This window comes from Dyadobacter sp. 22481 (assembly GCF_052044875.1).
GTDB classification, from domain to species: domain Bacteria; phylum Bacteroidota; class Bacteroidia; order Cytophagales; family Spirosomataceae; genus Dyadobacter; species Dyadobacter endophyticus.
Genome location: NZ_JBQENV010000003.1, coordinates 66,875 through 83,697, shown reverse-complemented (window position 1 = coordinate 83,697; position 16,823 = coordinate 66,875). Strand labels below are relative to the sequence as shown.

Below are 16,823 nucleotides of genomic sequence, written 5' to 3'. Positions count from 1 at the left end.
AATAGTTAATGGAGAAATGCTAGTTAGTAATCGGCGTAGTAAGTGCTGGCGGCATGCAAGGTTTGCGCAGCACAAAAAGAACATTGGACGTATTTGCCGAGTGCTCCTGCATTTCATAACCAAAACCATACCGATCCGAGAAGTCGCGGATGTCCTGGGATGAAAAGAAATGGAACTCGTCGGTTTTCCGGTTGAATGCGAACAGGCCTGTCGACAATGCTTCTGTTTTTTGGGTATTCTGGTGTTTGGCGGTCAGGTCGGTAATGCCGTCGCGGATAAAAAGCAACCCGCCCGGCGCGAGGGCCGCGGCGCACCGATCGAGCAAAATAAGCTGTTTTTCCCTGGATAAATAATGTAGGACGTCATTTAAAAAGATCACGTCTTGTGTGCCAAGGTCCGCCGCCATAATATCCTGGGCTACAAACCGCAGATTACCGGTTTTGTTATAGCTGTTTTCTGCGATTTCAATCTTTTCTTCGTCGTAATCGATGCCGGAGATGAGCCTCTCTTCATTTTTGTAATACAGGAAAAACGAAAGGTAACCATACCCGCAACCGATGTCGAGAATACGTTTCCGACCGCCGATCAGCTGATTGTAGTAGGTGAAGTTCTTGCTTTCTAATCGCCATTTTATTTTAAAATACCATTCCAGGACGGGCCCTTTGAACACATAATTGGTGAAGATCTTGTGTTTCAAATAAGTGGTGTCCTCCATTTCATTTTTGAAGGCGGCGAATTCCTGTTTGAAGAATGCAGCGATTTGCTTCGTTTTGTCGCGCAGCGTCGCGCCCCATTGCGCATCTGCGTACGTAATGCGCGGGAGGACGCGCACGTTGAGCGCGCCCGGGCGTATGAGGAAGTCGTTTTTGGGCAGCACATCGTGTGCACCGTGAAGCAATATGGGCTGAATGTCGAGGTTTAGTTGCTCGGCGAGGTGGAATGCCCCCTTGTGGAAACGCGCGATGGTACCGTCTTCCGATCGTGTGCCTTCCGGGAAAATGAGGATGGAATAACCCTCGGCTACCAATGCCCTCACTTTCTCGATATTTTCTTCCGGGCCGTCTTCGCTGTACACATAACCCGCATAACGGATTATTGGACCGAAAAACGGTGATTTGTACACCCATCCTTTCACCATCAACACGATTTTCGGGTGAAGCATAATGCCAAGCAGGATGTCGAGGAACGAGGTATGGTTGGCGATAAAGATCACCGGCTTGTTCATATCAAGGTTTTCGCGGCCGGAGATATTCTTCTTCACGTGCGGGCCTGAGTAGATCACCGTTTTGGCATAAAAAGAAAGCGAGTTGTTGATCGCCGCCTTCTTTTTCTTCTTCGACATCGGTAGCAAAAGAATGGTTACCAATTTGGAATGCAAAAACAGGCAGCCCGAAAGGAAATAGGTAAAGCTCGAAAGACTGATCAGAAAAGGTAACATCGTGACCGGCGCTTTCTTTTTGGCAATGCGTTTTTGTACAAAAAAATCGAAGAGGACCGGCTGAAATACGAACGATATGAACAGGATACAGACAATCCCCAGCACACTGATGAGCGAAATCGAATGGATGGCCGGGTGTTTGGCAAAAATCAATACACCGGTACCTATTAATGTCGTCGTCGCTGATAATGCAATAGCGGCCTGGTAGGAGCGGAGCGTGTCCTTGCCGGATTTGTATTTACTCAAAAGGCCGTCGGTGACGAAAATGCTGAAATCGTCGCCCAGGCCGAATATGAATGTGGTCACGATCACATTCACGAAGTTGAATTTAATGCCAAGAATGGCCGCAATGCCCAGGATCCAGATCCAGCTGATCACCATCGGCAGGAACGACAGCAATGTAAGCTCGATGCGCCCGTAAACGATCAGTAATGTGAAGAAAACGATGGAGGCGGAAATCAATAACAGGTAGTTGAAATCGTCCTTCACCATCGTTAGCAACTCTCCCGCGAGTTCGCCGCGATCGAACAGCTCGACGCCTTGAATGGCCCGCAGTTCTTTCTTAACGTCCGTCAGTTTGGCCTGGTCCACTACCACGGTGGAAATGAAAGTGGTCCCCGAGGATTTGATATCGATCAGGTTATCGACGCCCAACTCGTTGAAAAGCGTATCCAGCGAGACATTGGAAGTGCCCCGCCCGGCGATCCAGCCTTTGAAATCATTGAATGCATAGGCATTGAAACCGTTTTTTGCCGCGGCCTGGTTTAGGACGCGAAAGGTAGAGTCGGTCCGGCCGGGCGTCCAGTATTCCTGCCAGCGGCGCATGCGCTCGCGTTTGAGCTCCTGCGGAATGAGCAGAGAGCCCGAAGAGCCAAAGCTGCTGATGCGGCCTTCACTGCGCAATGCGGCTAGTTTTTGATAGGCGTCGTGGTTTACCTGTTCCGCCACGGCACGGCGCGGATCGGAGGCGAAAACGTAGATCCGTTTCTGTTTGCGGGGATTAATGCCCGTAAGTGCTTCTTCACGGCCGCTCAGTTCGGGATCCTGAATGCTGAGGTTTTCAAAACTAGCGTCGAATTCAGTACCGGTCGAAAAGTAGAGGAAAACCACTGTCAGGACCGCGACCCCGGCCAATGTAGCACCACGCCATTTATCGGGAATGGTCGGAATGCGGAACGAGCCGTGTTCCCCGGGGATTTTTTGAATGTCGAAACGGGTAGAAGAGAGGATTACCGGTAATGCGGTGAGCGTGAAAAGCGCCGCGCCGAAAAGCGCCAGCGACGCAAATAGTCCGAAATCCTGTAAGACCGTAGAATTGGCGAAATGCAACGCGCTGAAAGCCATTACCGTCGTAAAACTGCCTGTCAGCAGCGGGCCGCTTACTTCCTTGATGGCGACGGGAATGGAATGGGTATGGCGAAGGTGTGTGAAAAAGTGGAATGCGTAATCGAGCAGGATGCCGAAAATCACCGCGCCCGTAGCGAGGGAAATGCCGGAAATCTCCGGTCGGATATAGCCGATAACGCCCAATGCGAACAATGCGCCGAAAATCCCGGGCATCGTAATATAAATAGGTATAAGCAGCTTACGATAATAGGCGATCAGGAGGGCAAGAATGCCTGCCAATGCGAGAAATGACGTGAAATAAGAATCCTGTTTCACCTGTATCGCATTCCGTGCCGCGATTTCGAAGGTGCCGAAATAGGAGAATTTGTTATACCGGTGCTGACGGTTCCATTTGGATTTGAATGCTTCCATGAGCTCGAAAAGCGCCACATTCTTGTCCGAACTGCCCGAATCGAAGCTGGTGGAGGCGAAAATGAGCACGCTTTTGCGGTCGGCGGTGAACATAATGCCGTCGTCCATTACCATTGCGCTGGAATTGTTGGCGGCATTGAGCTCTTTGAAATACTTTCCGGTAATGCCGAGCGGGTCGTTCAGCACAAATTGTTTCAGGAATGAGCCTCCGGGTGTAAGCAGCTGATTATAGGTAGCTGCCACCGACGCGCGGATCGAGTCGGGTGCGATGCGTGATTGAATGTGCTGATAATAGGACGGTTCGACGAGTACCGGAAAGTGACCGTAAACATATTGGTACACATCTTCCTGGACATTGGGGCGCTCGGCCTGGATATTGCGGACGTAGCCGTTGGTATATCGGCCCAGCGAATCGGTGAAATTTCCGGCCATCTCCCGTGCGGCGTCGGCATCGGTTTCCGGGGACACTTCGATTGAAAACACAATTTGGTTGATGATGTTTTTACTTTCCACCAACCGGTTGAACTCCTCGAAGCTTTTGCCTTTCGGCAAGGTCGCGAAAATACTTTCGGTTACTTTTAGCCGCGCAATGCCGGCCAGGAGAATACTGACAATGACGAGCAGGCTAACAAAAAACGCGGATTTGTGACTCGACAGGAATTTGTTTAGCCTTAATAGTAAATCTCCTAGCATTGACAGGGGAAACGTGAATGTGCGACAAATTTAGTGAATTGTATCACTCGGGCAACTTCCGTGCCCGTTGCCGCTTACCGGTTCGTGTTTGCCAAAACGGCGAAAAAAGATTTATTTTACACCATATTTAATTATGCCAGCACTAAATGAATCGTATTTCATTAGCTCAGATCGAGCAGTATGCTTTTGAAAAGAAGGAATTTATCTTAGCCGAAGACGCCCTCCATCAAGTATCCCAATCGTTTGCCTTTTTAACGAATTTCTCCAAAGACAAAATCATATATGGTATCAATACCGGTTTTGGCCCGATGGCGCAATACCGTATTGAAACCGACCAGCTCAATAATCTGCAATACAACCTGATCCGCAGCCATTCGAGCGGGGTAGGGAAGCCGCTGAACGAGATATATGCGCGCAGCGTGATGCTCGCGCGTCTGAATTCTTTTTTGCAGGCAAATTCAGGCGTTAGTACGGCGGTTATCAAGCAGCTGGTCACATTTTTGAATAATGGTGTTGTGCCCGAAATTTTCGAACACGGCAGTGTGGGCGCAAGCGGCGACCTGGTTCAGCTTTCGCATTTAGGTTTAAACCTGATTGGCGAAGGGCATGTGTACGACAATGGTGTGCGCCGCAAAACCGCCGAGGTGCTGGCCGAAAAAGGAATTAAACCACTCAAAATGGAGCTCCGCGACGGCCTCGGGCTAATCAACGGCACCTCCTGTATGACCGGGATGGCGGCCATCAATCTTATTTATGCAAAAAGGTTGGTGCAATGGGCTATTACCGCTTCATCGATGATCAATGAGGCTATTGAATCGTTTGATGACTCTTTCTCGAAGCAGCTCAATGCCGTAAAACACCACAAAGGTCAGCAGGTGGTAGCGCAGCATATGCGCGATTTCGTGGCTGGCAGCGGGCTGATCCGCAGCCGCGAAGAGCTGTTCCGTGATGATACAGCCATGCTGAAAACCGAATTTGAAAGAAAAATACAGGAATATTATTCGATCCGCTGCGTGCCGCAAATCCTCGGCCCGGTGCTGGATACGATCCAATATGCGCAGGAAGTGGTTGAAAATGAGTTAAATTCAACCAACGATAACCCCATCGTGCGGCCGGAAGACAATAACGTTTTCCACGGCGGCAACTTCCACGGCGATTATATTTCGCTGGAAATGGATAAGGTAAAACTGGTGCTTACAAAGCTGACAATGCTGATGGAACGCCAGCTCAACTTTTTGATGAACAGTAAGTTGAATGGTAAATTCCCGCCATTCCTCAATGCAGGGACCTGGGGGTTAAACTTCGGTTTCCAGGGCGTACAGTTTACCGCTACTTCCACAACCGCAGAAAGCCAGGCATTGTCTACGTCCGTTTATGTTCACAGCATTCCGAACAATAACGACAACCAGGATATCGTAAGCATGGGTACTAATTCGGCGGTAATCGCGAAGCAGGTGCTTGAAAACTCGTTCCAGGTAATGGCGATCCACGTGATGGCGATCTGCCAGGCGATCGATCTGCTGCATCCCGAGGAGAAGGAAAAACTTTCGCCAAATGCGAAATCGGTTTACGGACAGATTCGCCGGCACGCGCAATTTGTAACGGACGACGTCCCGCAGTCGGAGAGCATTGCTGCTGTTTTTGAATATATTAAAGAAACCCCATTTCACTTATGAATTGCGCATTGGTAACTGGTGCATCCCGGGGACTTGGCAGGGCCATCGTGGTCCAGCTGGCCAAGGACCACGGTTTATATATATTGATTAATTATGCGTCCAATCAGGCCGCCGCGGAAGAGACGCTGGCTGAGATCCAGGCGAACGGCGGTGCCGGCGAGCTTCTGCATTTCAATGTGCAGCACAAGGCGGAAGTGGATGCGGCGTTGAACAGCTGGCGGGAAAAGAACGAAGACAAGTTCATCGGTGTTTTAGTGAACAATGCCGGCATTACCCGCGACGGGCTCTTTATGTGGATGCCGGAAAAAGATTGGGACGATGTTTTGGATATCTCGACCAAAGGTCTTTATAACGTAACCCAGAACGCGATCCAGCAAATGCTGCGTAAACGTGCAGGCCGCATTGTGAACATCGCTTCGGTGTCGGGCATGAAAGGCGTAGCCGGGCAGGTTAATTATTCGGCTGCCAAAGGTGCCATCATTGCTGCTACGAAATCGTTGGCCCAGGAGGTTGCCAAGCGGAAAATCACCGTGAATGCCGTGGCGCCGGGTTTTATCACGAGCGACATGACGAAAGATCTCAATGAGGACGAGCTGAAACAAATGATACCGATGAACCGTTTTGGCAAAGCAGAGGAAGTGGCGCACCTGGTGAGTTTCCTGGTTTCCGACAAGGCCGCTTACATTACGGGCGAGGTAATTAATATCAACGGAGGAATTTATTCATAGTCCATGAGCCAAAGGGTTGTTATCACTGGTATCGGCATTTATTCCTGCCTGGGCAAAAACCTGGGTGAGGTTACGCAGTCGTTGTATGCCGGTAAAAGTGGTATCGTGTTCGATCAGGTCCGGAAAGACTTTGGTTTCCGCTCTGCGCTCACCGGCATGGTGCAGGAGCCCGACCTGAAAAACTATCTCTCACGCCGTCAGCGCGTAGGTATGCACCAGCCCGCGTTGTATGCGTATATGGCTACGCACGAAGCGCTCGCATTGTCGGGCCTCGACATCGATTTCCTCGAAACGACGGAAACCGGCATTATTTACGGCAACGACAGCACTGCGGCATCGGTGGTCGAGGCAGTAGACAAAGTCCGTGAAAAGCATGATACGACGCTAATCGGCAGCGGTGCCATTTTTCAGAACATGAACAGCACCGTGAACATGAACCTTTCGACGATTTTCAAGCTGAAAGGGATCAATTTTACACTGAGCGCAGCTTGCGCATCGGGTTCGCATTCGATCGGAATGGGTTACCTGATGATCAGCCAGGGCTTGCAGGAGCGCGTAATATGCGGGGGAGCGCAGGAGATCAATTCATCGGCTATGGCCAGTTTTGATGGATTGGGTACATTCTCGGTCCGCGAATCGGAGCCTGAGAAAGCATCCCGCCCCTTCGACCGCGACCGCGACGGGCTGATCCCGAGCGGTGGTGCGGCCACGGTGATTCTCGAATCCTACGAGGCTGCCGTAAAACGCGGTGCGCCCATATTAGCCGAACTCATCGGTTACGGCTTCTCTTCCAATGGCGACCATATTTCCAATCCGAGTATCGACGGCCAGACGCGTTCGCTACAAATGGCGTTGAAACAGGCAGGTATTACCACCGGCGAGGTCGACTACATCAACGCACACGCCACATCCACGCCTGTCGGTGACGGCAGTGAAGCGCGGGCGATTTACGAGGTATTCGGCGGCGATGTCCCCGTAAGTTCCACCAAGTCGATGACCGGCCATGAATGCTGGATGGCGGGGGCGAGCGAGATCGTTTATTCCCTGCTCATGATGCAGAACTCGTTCATAGCGCCCAATATCAACTTCGAAAACCCGGACGAGGATTCTGCCAAAATCAATATCATTCCCGAAACCAGGGAGCAACAAATCAACTGTTTTCTTTCCAATTCGTTCGGTTTCGGCGGGACCAATTCAACGCTGATCGTGAAGAAGATCTGACCGCGGGTAAGTAGCATTCAGGTTTCCAACAGGGTCTCCAATGAGTCTCCGACTGGGTCACATTACTACTACAACTTCGTGAACGGCGGTGCGCCGCCATGCGAAATTTTGTATTTTTGTTAACCTCCAATATTCCATCCGTCAACCGAAATGATTTCCAATGGAATTTATTGTGTAAAGGGTGACTTTTATTTGAAAATTTGGGAATATTTTTAAACTATCAGGAAGAATAAACTAATTTTGCAGCTATGTATGCTAACGATGTTAAAATGAGTTGGGAAGAAGTTATTGAAGAGACCAGAGATTTTTTATCTGAGGAATTTGAGGTGGACCGGGATTTGATTCTTCCTGAAAACAGTTTGAAAGACACGCTGGATCTGGACAGTCTCGACTACGTAGACCTGGTTGTGCTCATCGACGAAAACCTCAATATCAAGCTCACTGGTGAAGATTTCAAAGAGATTGTGACGTTCGGTGATTTCTATCAGCTTGTCCGCAAGAAACTCGCATTGTAAGAATGAGCCGTTGGGACGGTAAGACCAAAGGATCGTTAACGGGTTACAAAATTTTCCTGTTTTTTATCAATACCCTGGGGCTGGGGTTTGCCTACGGGCTCCTGCGGGCGGTTACTTATTACTATTATCTGTTTGCAGCAAAGCCCAGGAGGGCATTGCTGGATTTTTACCAGAATACCCTTCATATTACATCTTCCGATGCCAGAAAAATGGCACGCCGGAATTTCTATATTTTCGGGCAAACGCTCGTCGACCGGGCCGCGTTCCTGCTGGGGAAGGACCGGGAATTCTCCCACATTTTTGAAAACGAACAATACCTGATCGACATCCGCAACGCAGGAAAAGGTGGCATTTTGCTCAGCGCACATGTAGGCAACTGGGAAACCGCCGGTAACCTGCTGAAAGGCCGCATTACCCCGACGATCAACATCGTCATGCTGGATGCCGAGGTGGAAAACATCAAAAAATACATGGACTTGTCCACCGGTGGCTCGCGGTTCAGGGTGATTGCGATCAAGGACGATCTTTCACACATCATATCGATCCGCAACGCGTTGGTCAACAACGAATTCGTTGCCATTCATGCAGACCGTTACCTGGAAGGCGCCAAATACATCGAGATGGACTTCCTGGGACGCAAAGCCAAATTTCCTTACGGTCCCTTCGTAATTGCTTCCAAGTTCAATGCGCCGGTTACGTTCGTCTTCGCGGCGAAGGATGGCAAGTTCAGCTACCATTTAAGCGCAACGAAGCCCATTGAGCAGAAAATGAAACCGGAGGAAATCGCGCGCCTGTACGTGGACGAGCTGGAACGGAAAGTGAAGGCATTCCCGGAGCAATGGTTTAATTATTTTAATTTCTTTCAATAATGCTTGTCGCCAAAGAGGCTATCACCGACTATATCCCGCACCGCGCCCCATTTGTGATGGTCGGTAACCTGGTTAGCGCTACGCGTGAGCGGTTCGAGTCGGATTTTGAAATCGCAGGCGACAATGTGTTGGTTCGCGATGGATTTTTTCAGGAAACAGGGCTGATCGAGCATATGGCTCAGACTTGCGCGGCTTCGTTCGGCTACCTTGACAAGGAAGAGGGGGGAGCACCGAAAATCGGTTTTATCGGTGCCGTCAGCAAAGTGCTTGTGACTGAGTTACCTCCCGTTGGTGCGACCATCCACACGGTTGTGACACCCTTGCACCAGTTGGGAAATATTTACCTTGTGAAGGGCGAAAGTTCATTGGATGGCCGTATATTGCTGGGATGTGAACTAAAAATCGTAGTAAGCGAGTAACCCCTAATGACTGATTGCATGATTTCTTCCGAGATAGATATAGATATCCGATTCAGCGAAACCGATGCCATGGGCGTGGTTTGGCACGGCAACTATCTGAAATTTTTTGAAGACGGCAGGGAGGCTTTTGGGAGAAAATACGGACTGGAATATTTGCAAATTCATGAAAAGGGATTTGTGACGCCGATCGTCAAATCGGAGATCGATCATAAAGCGCCTGTTTATTACGGACAGGCCATCAAAGTCATTACCAGGTATATCCCTGCCAAATCGGCCAAGATCCAGTTTGAATACGAGGTGATCAACCTCACCACCGGGCAGCTTTGCGCTACGGGCAAAACGATGCAGGTATTCCTCGACCGCGAGTCACGCGAGCTGGAACTGATTTCGCCGGATTTTTACAAGGAATGGAAAGCGCAGTACGACCTATGATTTACATTGGTGCCGAGGTCATCGTGAGCCCGCTGGGCGACAATGCGGAGGATAACTGGCAGGCGCTTGTTGAAAACCGCAGTGGTATTGCACTGGTACCCTCGGCAGGACTCAATCAGGAAGATATTCATTTAGCCAAAATAGCGGGACTGAATGGTCCGTTGCGCTTTCAGCAACTGGTAATCAAAGCATTATCTGCGCTTGAAGCGCGAATAGATGCTCCCATCTTAACTTCCGACCGCACAATCGTATTGATCAGCTCCACCAAAGGCGCGCTGGACGACAACCTGCACGATCAGTTCAGCGAAACCTGCACTGCGGTAATGCAGCAGTTCGGCCTGGCGCATTTACCGATGGTGATTTCCAATGCGTGTATTTCAGGCGTACTGACCTTGAATGTGGCGGGTAAAATGATTGAAGCCGATCAGTATGAGCATGTTATCGTGATCGGCTGCGACGTGGCCTCCGATTTCGTGTTGTATGGTTTCCAATCTCTTTTTGCCGTAAGCGACAAGCCTTGCGCACCGTTCGACGCGGCGCGGAAGGGCATTACATTAGGAGAAGGTTGTGGAGCTGCATTGGTTTCAGCCGCAAAATCGGCTTTCAAAAATGCGCCATTGCAGCTGCTCACAGGCACGAGCGCGAACGACGCGAACCATATTTCCGGGCCGTCACGCACAGGCGAGGGGCTGGTAAGGAGCATATTGAAGACGTTGAGATATAATGACGTGCTGGGAGACGAAATCGATTTCATTTCAGCTCATGGAACGGGAACCATATTTAATGACGAAATGGAGTCCATAGCATTCAGTAGTCTGAATCTTTCGCATATTCCACTAAATAGTCTGAAAGGTTACTATGGGCATACACTCGGAGCCGCGGGGGTGATCGAAACGGCCGTTTGCATGCAAATGATGCGGAATAGTATGCTAATCAAAAGTGCGGGCTACCGCGATGCGGGCACGTCCCAACCTTTGAATATCATTCTAGAAAACGAACCGAAAAAACTGCGGACGATCCTCAAAACGGCCTCGGGCTTCGGCGGGGGTAATGCTTCATTGATGATCAGGGATTTATGAAAATGATTACGGCATATTGCAACCTGCGGGCCGACGAATGCCTTGTGAACGGCGAAGTGGTCGCGCGGCGCGATGCAGGTTCGGAAGATTCCTGGTTCAAGCAGATTTACCGGCAGCTGGAACTGGGATATCCCAAATTTTACAAAATGGATGTGCTGTCACAGGCGGGTTACCTGGCCATGGAGCTCATCAAAAAGGCTAATCCGGATATTACGGCCGCCTATGCGGATGATGAGATCGCGCTCGTGTTCGCGAATGCATCGTCCAGCGCGGAGACGGACCGCCGTTTTATGCAAAGCTACGAAACCGGCGGATCGCCGAGCCCGTCGCTTTTCGTATATACATTGCCCAACATCGTACTGGGGGAAATCGCCATTGCGAACAAATGGTACGGTGAAAATATGTTTGCGGTTTTGCCTAAATTCACGCCCGGTTTTTACCTGAATTACAGCGAAATACTACTAGCCTCGGACAGCTGTGCGCTGCTTGGCGGATGGCTCGAAGTGACGGTCGGCAGCACGGATGTATTCCTTTTTATGGTGGAAGAGAGGGAGAATGGAACGGAATTTAACAACGGAAACCTCCTTCGCCTGTCGCAAACCGGTTTGGTTGCGGCATATTAATAGACGCTCAATTAATCAGAAGTATGGATAGTTTAAAAGAAGACCTTAAAAAACAGATTATCGAACAGCTCAACCTGGAAGATTTAACGGTGGCGGACATCGCGGACGACGCGCTGCTTTTCAACGACCAGGGCCTCGGCCTGGATTCGATCGACGCGCTCGAACTGATCGTGCTACTTGAAAAATACCACGGTATCCAGCTCACCAACCCGGAAGAGGGTAAGGAAGCCTTCAAGTCGATCGACACAATGGCGGCGTACATCAATAAAAGAAAGGCAGCTTAACCATCACATCGAATGGGCGTTTGCATTACGGGTATTGGCGTCGTGTCGGCCATTGGCATGTCGGTGGAGGAGAACCTGAATGCCTTGTGCGAGGGCAGGACGGGCATCGGGCCACTGCGCTATTTGCAGGGAACGAAGGCTTCGCTGGCCGGAGAAGTGAAGGCGTCCAACGACGACCTGCGCAAGGCATTGAATGTGGGAACGGAATATGTTTCGCGGACTTCCCTGCTTGGTTTGCAGGCCGCGCGCGAAGCATGGGGTGATAACAAGCGCTCCGGCGTAATCCGTACCGGTATTATCTCGGCAACGTCCGTGGGGGGGATGGACCGCAGTGAAGTTTTTTACAAAGATTATTTAGCTCAAAACAACCCCGACTACAAGCTGCTGACCACGCACGACAGCGGCAGTACTACCGAACGCATTGCGAAGGAGCTGGGTATCACGGGTTATATCAATACACTTTCGACGGCCTGTTCGTCGGGCGTCAATGCAATAATGCTGGGTGCGCGACTGATCCTGCAAGGCACGCTCGACCGCGTGCTCGTGGGCGGTTCCGATGCATTGAGCGGCTTTACCATCGATGGTTTCCGGTCGCTGATGATCTACGACGACCAGTGGTGCCGCCCATTCGATGAATCGCGGGCTGGGTTAAACCTGGGCGAGGGTGCAGGTTTTCTATTGTTGGAAGGAGAAAAGAGCCTAGAATTGACAGGCAACACACCCATTTGCAACGTAAGCGGCTGGGCGAATGCAGCCGACGCATACCATCAAACGGCGTCGTCGCCGGATGGCAAGGGTGCCACGCTGGCAATCGAAAACGCGATCCGGCGTGCAGGAATAGGGCTGAACCAAATCTCGTATGTGAATGCGCACGGTACCGGTACAAAGAACAACGACCATTCGGAATCGGTGGCTTTGCAAAATGTTTTCGGCGACCGCATTCCGCCATTCAGTTCTACCAAGGCATTTACTGGCCACACACTGGCAGCCGCGGGGGCGATCGAGGCGGTATTTTCGGTGTTGGCCATCCAAAATAACCTGATTTTCCCAAACCTTAATTACAATACGCCAATCGTGGGAACAGGCCTTGTACCGGCAACCCAGCTGGGTACGGACCTGGAAGTGAACGCAGTACTTTCCAATTCATTTGGTTTCGGAGGGAATAACTCATCATTGGTTTTGACGAAATATGAATAAACCGGCATTGTACCTATCGGCGTCGTCTACGATTTCGCACCAGCCTACCTTCGGCAATCCGGGCTTTTCCGCTGCGCTAGGGCCAGTTGAAACCCCTTCCGTATTGATCAGTCCTGATTATAAGGCGTATATCGACGCCGGGCTGCTGCGCCGGATGAGCAAGATCCTTCGGATGTCGGTCGCTTGTGCCAAAGATTGCATTGCCCGGGCCGGTATCGAACAGCCGGATGCGATCGTCGTAGGAACTGGTTTGGGCTGTTTGCAGGACACCGAAAAATTCCTGAATACGTCACTCACGGTGGAGGGACTCCTTCCGCCGACTTCGTTTATCCAGTCGACGCACAATACGATGGCCGGGCAGATCTCGCTGAGCATCGGTAACCACGGCTATAATATGACGCACACGCAGAATACGCTTTCATTCGAACACGCATTGTTCGATGCCTCCATGCTCCTGCGCGAGGGCGACCGCCACGTGCTTGTGGGCGCGGCGGACGAGCATATTGATATGCTGGAAGATATAGCGGCTCGGCTGGAATTTAAAGCAGCGGCTCCGCTTACCTCTGGCGCATCGTTTTTTGTACTTTCCAGTGAAAACGGAGGCAACGCGACTGCTGAACTGACCGACATTTATACCGTCGGCGGAACGGAAAACAGGCAGGAAGAAATCGACGCATTTCTGGATCGGAATGGATTACAGGCTGGTGATATCGATCTGGCCTTGTATGCGGGCGCTCCCGTACAGGGCGCGGTACGTAATTTGGATTACCTGTCGCTTATTGGCGTTTATCCAACGGCTTCTGCATTTGCATTACATTATGCGGTGGATGTGCTTGGCGCAAATCGAGATGTCAGGAATGTGTTGATTTGTAATGCATTAAGAAAAAGCAATCTCGGATTAACCCTTCTGAAAGCCGTTGAAGCATAATCTTCTCATATTTTTCTGCATTACCGCGGCGGCGCTCAGCTCCATCATCTTTTGGGAGACGGATTACCTGTGGTTGGTACTGGCGGGTATCGCATTGCTTTTTATGGGCGTGACGGCTTACGGCTCCGCCCAGATCCAGGCCAATTATTTTGTTAAATCGATTAATAAGGGTCGCTCGAAAGCAGTTGCGCTCACATTTGACGACGGGCCCGACCCGGATTCCACACCGCGCATTCTTGATATATTGCTTGAAAACGACTTGAAGGCAACCTTTTTCGTGATCGGAAAAAAGGCTGTCAACCATCCCGACCTGTTGCGCCGGATCGTGGACGAAGGCCATACCATAGGAAACCATTCGTACAGCCACCATTACCTGATAGCCCTGTTTTCTACCCAAAAACTTCGTACGGACATTCAGCGGTGTAACGAGGCGATACGCGATATTACCGGCCGCATACCGGTGTTTTTCAGGCCGCCGTTTGGCGTTACTAACCCACGCTATGCCGCGGTATTAAAAGATTTACAAATGCAATCGATCGGTTGGTCGCTCCGGAGCATGGATACGCGTGCGAAGAACAAGTACCAGCTCATTAACACCATTATTTCAAAATTAAAGCCCAAAGACATCGTTCTGCTTCATGACCATCTGCCGCTCACGGCCGAGACATTGCCGGACGTTATCGGGCATTGCCGTGCAATGGGCATCAAAATAGAACCGCTCCCGCGTCTGATCGGAAAGGAGGCCTATGAAACACATTAGAATACTCATGATGGTGGCCGCGCTAATGGCTGCCAACTTTGCACAGGCTCAGTCATTTAAACCGGCGGCTAACCCGGAAAGGGTACTGGCGGAGCTGCGGAAGACGTCGCAGGCTACTACGTCCATTCAGGCATCGTTTACCGAGGAAAAGTACCTTGCCGTGCTGAAAGAGCCGGAAAAGTCGTCGGGCCTGTTCTACTACCAGCAAAAGGACAAAATGCGCTGGGAGCAGCGGACGCCTTTGAAATACATCATCCTGATCAACGGTGATAAATTGCGTATCCAGGAGGGAGGCAAGGAGAAAAATATCGGCCAGGCGGGACGTATGGCGGCGCAGATCAAGGAGCTGATGATTGGGCTCGTGAATGGCGATTTTCAGCAGAATAAGGGGTTTTCATCGGCCGTACTCGAAGACGGAGAACACTACCAGATCGTGCTGACGCCAGTGAACCGCCGTTTGAAAAATATTTATTCCAAAATAACGATGAACTTCGCCAAAAGCTCGCTGCGTTTGAAAGAACTCTCGTTTTTCGAGAAAGGCGGCGATAAAAGCCTCATGAAGTTTCAGCAGGAAAAATTCAACCAGCCGATCTCGGAAAATCTTTTCAAAGATCTTTAATTATCATGCCTCTGAGCAATCTTTATACGATTACAACCCTGGACCAGGCCCCGGGCCAGATTACGGGCACCGTACAGATCGATGCCGCGCATCCCGTATTCGAAGGACACTTTCCCGGCTCGCCCGTGCTTCCCGGTGTTGTTCAATTGGAAATGGTGAAGGCAATCCTGTCAAAAACATTTGGAAAGGAACTGGCATTAAAGGAAATGAGCACCTGCAAATTCCTGGAAGTAATTAACCCGGCCGAAACACCGGAACTGACGATCCATATTCAATACAAGGGCGACGAGTTGCTGGACGTAAATGCCTCAGGGAAAATGGGTGAAAAGACCTGTTTCAAAGTGAGAGCCAGTTTCCGTTTGATCATTTAAACGCAACATTCAAAACTAACAATGACCCTCTCGGATATTCAATGCTGCGTGATCATTCCCACTTACAACAACCGCAACACATTGCGGCGGGTGATCGACGGTGTTTTGCAATATGCGACCGTGCAGGAAATTATCGTTGTGAATGACGGTTCGACTGACGACACGATGGCGATCCTCGCCGGTTATGGCGCGAGAATCCGCGTCTTGGATAATATTGTGAACAAAGGGAAGGGGTTCTCGCTCCGAAAGGCATTTGCCGAGGCGATACGTTTGGGTTTTGAAAATGCTATTACCATTGATTCCGATGGCCAGCATTTGCCTTCCGACATCCCGCTTTTTATCGAAGCTGCGATCCAAAACCCCGGCGCATTGTTCATGGGCTCGCGGAATATGGAGCAGGAGGGCGTGCCGGGAAAGAGCTCGTTCGGGAACAAGTTTTCGAATTTCTGGTTCAAAGTGGAGACGGGTCTTACGTTACCCGACACGCAGACGGGCTTTCGTCTATACCCGCTTGGGCCGCTTAAAAGCATGTCGCTTTTTACGACCAAATTCGAGACAGAGATCGAAGTGATCGTGAAAATGGCCTGGAAAGATGTGCCGATCGTGCCTATCAACATCCAGGTGATCTACGATAAGAACGAGCGTGTGACGCATTTCAGGCCGTTCCGCGATTTCACGCGAATCAGCATCCTCAATACCTGGTTGGTGACGCTCACCCTGGTTTATTACCTCCCGAAGCGGCTGTTTCGCTACATTCAAAAAAAAGGCCTCTGGAAAATCATTCGTGACGAGGCGGTAAAGCCCGACGAGACCAATTTCAGTAAGGCCAAGTCCGTCGGCTTCGGCTTTTTCATGGGAATTGTGCCGATCTGGGGCTTTCAGCTGATGGTAGGCATCCCGTTATCGATCGTTTTCCGGATGAACAAGGTGCTATTCCTTACCGCGGCGCACATCAGCATCCCTCCGGCCATTCCTTTCATCATCTACGCGAGTTACCAATTCGGCGGACTGTTTTACCGCAACGGCGTGCAGATCACCTCCCTTGAAAACCTGACGTTGCAATCCATTCATGTCAACTTTGTACAATATTTTTTGGGTGGCACGCTCCTTGCTGCGGCGGTGGGAGCAGTTGGTTTTATAGTCAGTTTCCTGTTGTTGACATTGCTTCGCCCGAAGCGCTGAAACATCCGCTTGGATGGTTGGATTTCGTCGA

Annotated in this window: 17 protein-coding genes; 16 read left to right on the top strand and 1 reads right to left on the bottom strand. The window is 50.5% G+C overall.

Annotated elements, in window-relative coordinates:
* Positions 1 to 19: 19 nt before the first annotated feature.
* A complete protein-coding gene (locus ACTJJJ_RS19330) occupies positions 20 to 3,889 on the bottom strand; it encodes a 1-acyl-sn-glycerol-3-phosphate acyltransferase (protein ID WP_440702698.1) in 3,870 nt (1,289 codons plus the stop codon).
* A gap of 146 nt (positions 3,890 to 4,035) precedes the next feature.
* Between ACTJJJ_RS19330 and ACTJJJ_RS19325 the strand changes: the two genes are divergently transcribed.
* The 16 genes from ACTJJJ_RS19325 to ACTJJJ_RS19250 all read left to right on the top strand — a co-directional run bounded on the left by ACTJJJ_RS19325 (position 4,036) and on the right by ACTJJJ_RS19250 (position 16,792).
* Positions 4,036 to 5,565 carry an HAL/PAL/TAL family ammonia-lyase gene (locus ACTJJJ_RS19325; RefSeq protein WP_188938187.1) on the top strand — a complete coding sequence of 510 codons (1,530 nt, stop codon included), beginning with the start codon at positions 4,036 to 4,038 and terminating at the stop codon, positions 5,563 to 5,565.
* The gene (gene fabG / locus ACTJJJ_RS19320) at positions 5,562 to 6,293 is read left to right on the top strand and encodes a 3-oxoacyl-ACP reductase FabG (protein WP_440702697.1); all 732 of its coding nucleotides are present in this window, start codon (positions 5,562 to 5,564) and stop codon (positions 6,291 to 6,293) included. The genes ACTJJJ_RS19325 and fabG overlap by 4 nt, the downstream gene beginning before the upstream one ends.
* Positions 6,294 to 6,296: 3 nt before the next feature.
* Positions 6,297 to 7,514, top strand: a complete 1,218-nt coding sequence (locus ACTJJJ_RS19315) for a beta-ketoacyl-[acyl-carrier-protein] synthase family protein (protein ID WP_188938191.1) — start codon at positions 6,297 to 6,299, stop codon at positions 7,512 to 7,514.
* Positions 7,515 to 7,762: 248 nt separating this feature from the next.
* Positions 7,763 to 8,029: a phosphopantetheine-binding protein gene (locus tag ACTJJJ_RS19310; protein WP_015811471.1), complete on the top strand. Its 267-nt coding sequence runs from the start codon at positions 7,763 to 7,765 to the stop codon at positions 8,027 to 8,029.
* Between the two features lie 2 nt (positions 8,030 to 8,031).
* Positions 8,032 to 8,898, top strand: a complete 867-nt coding sequence (locus ACTJJJ_RS19305) for an LpxL/LpxP family acyltransferase (RefSeq protein ID WP_440702696.1) — start codon at positions 8,032 to 8,034, stop codon at positions 8,896 to 8,898.
* Positions 8,898 to 9,317 (top strand): hypothetical protein, encoded by a 420-nt coding sequence (locus ACTJJJ_RS19300; RefSeq protein ID WP_426295403.1) that lies wholly within the window; start codon positions 8,898 to 8,900, stop codon positions 9,315 to 9,317. Before ACTJJJ_RS19305 ends, ACTJJJ_RS19300 begins: the two co-directional genes overlap by 1 nt.
* An 18-nt stretch (positions 9,318 to 9,335) precedes the next feature.
* Positions 9,336 to 9,749, top strand: a complete 414-nt coding sequence (locus tag ACTJJJ_RS19295; protein ID WP_188938196.1) for an acyl-CoA thioesterase — start codon at positions 9,336 to 9,338, stop codon at positions 9,747 to 9,749.
* Positions 9,746 to 10,828 (top strand): beta-ketoacyl synthase N-terminal-like domain-containing protein, encoded by a 1,083-nt coding sequence (locus ACTJJJ_RS19290; protein ID WP_440702695.1) that lies wholly within the window; start codon positions 9,746 to 9,748, stop codon positions 10,826 to 10,828. Before ACTJJJ_RS19295 ends, ACTJJJ_RS19290 begins: the two co-directional genes overlap by 4 nt.
* Complete coding sequence (locus ACTJJJ_RS19285) at positions 10,825 to 11,451, top strand: hypothetical protein (RefSeq protein ID WP_440702694.1); 627 nt, start codon at positions 10,825 to 10,827, stop codon at positions 11,449 to 11,451. The genes ACTJJJ_RS19290 and ACTJJJ_RS19285 overlap by 4 nt, the downstream gene beginning before the upstream one ends.
* A gap of 23 nt (positions 11,452 to 11,474) precedes the next feature.
* Complete coding sequence (locus tag ACTJJJ_RS19280) at positions 11,475 to 11,735, top strand: phosphopantetheine-binding protein (protein ID WP_188938199.1); 261 nt, start codon at positions 11,475 to 11,477, stop codon at positions 11,733 to 11,735.
* Between the two features lie 12 nt (positions 11,736 to 11,747).
* Positions 11,748 to 12,932 carry a beta-ketoacyl-[acyl-carrier-protein] synthase family protein gene (locus ACTJJJ_RS19275; RefSeq protein ID WP_440702693.1) on the top strand — a complete coding sequence of 395 codons (1,185 nt, stop codon included), beginning with the start codon at positions 11,748 to 11,750 and terminating at the stop codon, positions 12,930 to 12,932.
* Positions 12,925 to 13,860 carry a beta-ketoacyl synthase chain length factor gene (locus ACTJJJ_RS19270; RefSeq protein WP_440702692.1) on the top strand — a complete coding sequence of 312 codons (936 nt, stop codon included), beginning with the start codon at positions 12,925 to 12,927 and terminating at the stop codon, positions 13,858 to 13,860. Before ACTJJJ_RS19275 ends, ACTJJJ_RS19270 begins: the two co-directional genes overlap by 8 nt.
* Positions 13,850 to 14,620, top strand: a complete 771-nt coding sequence (locus ACTJJJ_RS19265) for a polysaccharide deacetylase family protein (protein WP_188938205.1) — start codon at positions 13,850 to 13,852, stop codon at positions 14,618 to 14,620. Before ACTJJJ_RS19270 ends, ACTJJJ_RS19265 begins: the two co-directional genes overlap by 11 nt.
* Entirely contained in the window at positions 14,607 to 15,239 is a 633-nt protein-coding gene (locus ACTJJJ_RS19260; RefSeq protein ID WP_440702691.1) for a LolA family protein, read from the top strand. Before ACTJJJ_RS19265 ends, ACTJJJ_RS19260 begins: the two co-directional genes overlap by 14 nt.
* A 5-nt stretch (positions 15,240 to 15,244) precedes the next feature.
* Positions 15,245 to 15,610: a 3-hydroxyacyl-ACP dehydratase gene (locus tag ACTJJJ_RS19255; protein WP_440702690.1), complete on the top strand. Its 366-nt coding sequence runs from the start codon at positions 15,245 to 15,247 to the stop codon at positions 15,608 to 15,610.
* A 21-nt stretch (positions 15,611 to 15,631) separates the two neighbouring features.
* Positions 15,632 to 16,792, top strand: a complete 1,161-nt coding sequence (locus ACTJJJ_RS19250) for a DUF2062 domain-containing protein (RefSeq protein ID WP_188938212.1) — start codon at positions 15,632 to 15,634, stop codon at positions 16,790 to 16,792.
* Positions 16,793 to 16,823 lie beyond the last annotated feature (31 nt).